The organism is Vibrio sp. 10N.222.52.C3 (assembly GCF_041474195.1).
Classification (GTDB): domain Bacteria; phylum Pseudomonadota; class Gammaproteobacteria; order Enterobacterales; family Vibrionaceae; genus Vibrio; species Vibrio crassostreae_C.
Genome location: NZ_JBFRTQ010000191.1, coordinates 9,720 through 11,880, shown reverse-complemented (window position 1 = coordinate 11,880; position 2,161 = coordinate 9,720). Strand labels below are relative to the sequence as shown.

At 44.1% G+C, this 2,161-nt stretch carries 1 protein-coding gene and 1 pseudogene; both read left to right on the top strand.

Going from position 1 to position 2,161, the window contains the following annotated elements:
- The first annotated feature begins 457 nt into the window (after positions 1–457).
- A complete protein-coding gene (locus AB4517_RS21820) occupies positions 458–1,915 on the top strand; it encodes a protein adenylyltransferase SelO (protein WP_372149947.1) in 1,458 nt (485 codons plus the stop codon).
- A gap of 159 nt (positions 1,916–2,074) precedes the next feature.
- Positions 2,075–2,161 (top strand): annotated as a pseudogene (locus AB4517_RS22825) (DNA-binding response regulator); the annotation flags it as partial.

The following is a 2,161-nucleotide window of genomic DNA, read 5'->3' as shown; positions in this document are numbered from 1 at the left end:
CTGCTTTTGGCGAAAAGCCGATATATTGTAGTTACACCATCACGTTCTCAAGGAGAGACATATGCAGCATCAAGAAATGATCCAACACAGTAACTTTGGCGTAATCAGTCGTACTTGGATTTTCTCTACCCTTTCTCTAGTGGGTATTCTTGCTCTAATGTAGTCAGCTTCATGGCTCTATAGTTTTAGTTTTTATTATGAAATCACTTGTTAAAAAGTCTTCAAAGTCAGAACTCTTTCTCTTATAAATGTGGCTTTTCTCATCAGGCTAGCCACTTAACTTTTTCTTAGTCATCTTCTTCTAGCAAGCATCCCCCAGTAATTTACTCCTAGTCACCACTTTCTTCTTGTGGAATGGTTTATCACCTTACCTCTATAAACAAGCGCCATCGCACTTCTGAAGTTGTTACGAAACTGTGATAATCTTAAGTTATCTTTTATCTACAGTGTATCTCTCATGTCTGTCTGGGATTCTATTTCATTTAACAATCGATTTACTGCATTACCTCGACTGTTCTATACCCCAATTCAACCTACACTGCTCAGCAATGTCCAATGGCTCGCATGGAATCATAAGCTTGCGGATGAACTCGGTTTTTTGTCATTTGATGATGCTTCCGAGGAATTGCTTGAAACGTTATCTGGCAATGTTGAACCTGAGCAGTTTTCGCCTGTAGCAATGAAATACGCAGGCCACCAGTTTGGTTCTTATAACCCGGATTTAGGTGATGGAAGAGGGCTGTTATTAGCTCAAATTGTCGCGAAAAGTGGCGAAACGTTCGATTTACACCTTAAAGGTGCCGGTAAAACGCCCTATTCACGTATGGGCGATGGACGCGCTGTTATTCGATCAACCGTTCGTGAGTACTTATGTAGCGAAGCGATGGCAGGGCTCAATATCCCAACCACTCGCGCGTTGGCTATGATGACCAGCGACACACCGGTATATCGAGAGAAGCAAGAGTGGGGCGCATTGTTGGTGCGTGCTGCCGAATCACACATCCGTTTCGGTCACTTTGAACATCTGTTTTATACCAATCAGTTGGCTGAGCATAAGTTGCTGGCCGATAAAGTCATTGAATGGCACTTCCCTGAGTGTCTCGATGAAGAGAAACCCTACGCTGCTATGTTTAATCAGATTGTTGACCGTACCGCGGAGATGATTGCGTTGTGGCAAGCGAATGGTTTTGCTCATGGCGTGATGAACACCGATAACATGTCGATCATCGGGCAAACTTTCGATTATGGTCCGTTCGCGTTTCTTGATGAATATGACCCAAGATTGATCTGTAATCACTCGGATTACCAAGGTCGTTATGCTTTTAACCAGCAGCCAAGAATAGGGCTTTGGAACCTGTCGGCACTGGCTCACTCACTTTCTCCGCTGGTGGATAAGGCCGACTTAGAGGCGGCTTTAGAGCAGTACGAACCGCAAATGAACGGTTACTTTAGTCAGATGATGCGTCGTAAGTTGGGGCTACTTTCGAAACAAGAAGGCGACAGTCGTTTGTTTGAATCTATGTTCGAGCTGATGTCGCAAAACAAAGTCGACTACCCAAGGTTCTTTAGAACGCTATCGAACCTAGACACCTTGTCGCCACAAGAAGTGATTGATCTGATAATTGATCGAGAGGCAGCAAAACTGTGGGTAGATAACTACTTACAACGCTGCGAATTGGAAGATAGCTCAGTGGTCGAGCGCTGCGAAAATATGAGACAGGTAAACCCGAAATACATCCTCAGAAACTACCTAGCTCAGCTAGCGATAGACAAAGCAGAGCGCGGTGATAGCAGCGATATTGACGCTTTGATGGTGGTACTGGCAGACCCTTATGCGGAACACCCGGATTATGAATACCTTGCGGCTCTACCTCCTGAGTGGGGCAAAGCCATGGAGATCAGCTGCTCGTCATAATCAACTAATAGCGGATTAAGCCGTTAAGATTCAGATAGAGGTCACTAAGTTGTGATCTTTATCTGTTTGTTCTTCTAACTTTACAAACATGTCAATAATCAAACAATCGGCCAGCCTATACACTATGTGAATAAGTTGTAAATTTAATAGGTTTGGGCGATGCCAACAAATACTCGAATTCTCGTGGTGGATGATGATCAAGAAATCCGCGAGCTGCTGGAAGAGTACCTCACAAAATCTGGTTTC